The sequence below is a fragment of the Psychrobacillus sp. NPDC096426 genome, assembly GCF_044762745.1.
Classification (GTDB): Bacteria; Bacillota; Bacilli; order Bacillales_A; family Planococcaceae; genus Psychrobacillus.
On record NZ_JBIWEX010000059.1, the window covers coordinates 1 to 1,479 of the forward strand.

Here is a 1,479-nt window from a genome sequence, read left to right on the forward strand (position 1 = left end):
TTCATACACTTCTTTTCGTTTTTCTAGTATGTCCACATGTGCCCCAGTGTGACATTGTATAGGTGTAACGAAGTTAAGCCCGCTGTGTAAATGAACTTCGTTGTACCAATGCACAAATTGCGCTGCCCATTTCCTCGATTCCTCCAGTGATCCGAAGCCTTGGTGTGGAAAATCCGGACGATATTTGAGCGTTCGAAACATCGCTTCTGAATACGGGTTATCGTTACTCACACGTGGTCTTGAAAAGGAGCTTTGAATGCCTAGTTTCTCTAGTAACACTAAGAATGTCGCAGCCTTCATCGGACTACCATTGTCGGAATGTAAAACAAGTGGTGCGCCTTTAATTTTTTCCTGGATTACCGCTTTTTTCACGAGTGTTTCCGCATGTTTTGATTCTTCTGTTTCCCATACTTCCCAGCCGACTACTTTTCTACTAAACAAGTCCAGAATCAAATAGAGTCGATAAAATAAACCTTTCACCGGTCCACCGAGCCATGTAATATCCCATGTCCATACTTGATTGGGAGCCGTCGCAAGATGGCTTTCTGGGATTCTACGCTGCGGTTTCCCACTACGTCCCCGGTGATTTTGCATTTTTTCTTCTTTTAATACACGATAAAAGGTAGATTCGGATGCAATATAGGTACCTTTATCTGCTAGCTTCGGCACGATTTGTGTTGGTGGTATATCTGCGTACTCTGTTTGCTTCACAACGGTGATAATTTCTTCTCTTTCTTCCGGAGACAACTTATTTTTCGGTGTTGGACGCTTCGTAAGTGGTCGCTGATCGACCTTTACTCCACCATCCGCCACCCATCGCTCGTACGTACGGACGTTGATGTGTAGCTCCTGACAGGCCTTCCCTAATCGTGCACCATTTCGATTGGCTTCTTGTATTAATTTCACGGCTAGTGTGCGATTTGCCGGGTCAATCATTCGTCCGCGTCGTCCCCCCAAATCGCTTGGGCCTTTTTTCGAAGAAGTAGTAATGCCGCGGCTTCCGCCAACGCTTTCTCCTTTTTTTGAAGATCTTTTTCTAACGCTTTTGCACGTTTCTGTTCTTCTTTCAGCTGCACATTCAACTGTTTGGACTGATCAAAAGCTTGCCCATTTGCCTGAAGGCAAACACTTTTCCATGCTTCAATCTGTTCCCGATATAAGCCCTTTTTACGACAATACTCGGCAAGCTCCAACTCATTCATCGCAAATGTTTCCATGACGATTAAAAACTTATCCTGGCTATTCCATTTGTCGCTTGTTTGTCCGTTGCCGGGCGTTGCAGTACCAGCTACTCGTGCTTCCTTTCTCCACTTGTACAACGTCACTTCTGAAATACCTTCTTCTTTGGAGATTTTCGCCACCGCTTCATTGTTTGGTGGCATCATACGCCCGATGATTTCTACTTTTCGTTCTTGCGTGTAACGTGTTCCATTTTGTTTTGTCATATCGATCGACCTCCGTGTAATTTACTTAATCATA

General features: G+C 44.5%; 2 protein-coding genes. Both read right to left on the reverse strand.

Going from position 1 to position 1,479, the window contains the following annotated elements:
* The coding region (locus tag ACIQYS_RS22385; RefSeq protein ID WP_402985246.1) for an IS3 family transposase at window positions 1-936 on the reverse strand (936 nt) is incomplete at its 3' end.
* On the reverse strand, window positions 933-1,445 hold the full coding sequence (locus ACIQYS_RS22390) for a transposase (RefSeq protein ID WP_402985248.1): 513 nt from the start codon (window positions 1,443-1,445) through the stop codon (window positions 933-935). The genes ACIQYS_RS22385 and ACIQYS_RS22390, both read right to left, overlap by 4 nt.
* Window positions 1,446-1,479: the final 34 nt, after the last annotated feature.

What these genes read in the sequence shown, in the direction of transcription:
- ACIQYS_RS22390 (WP_402985248.1), bottom strand. Translation starts at nt 1,445, where the DNA reads ATGACAAAACAAAATGGAACACGTTACACGCAAGAACGAAAAGTAGAA.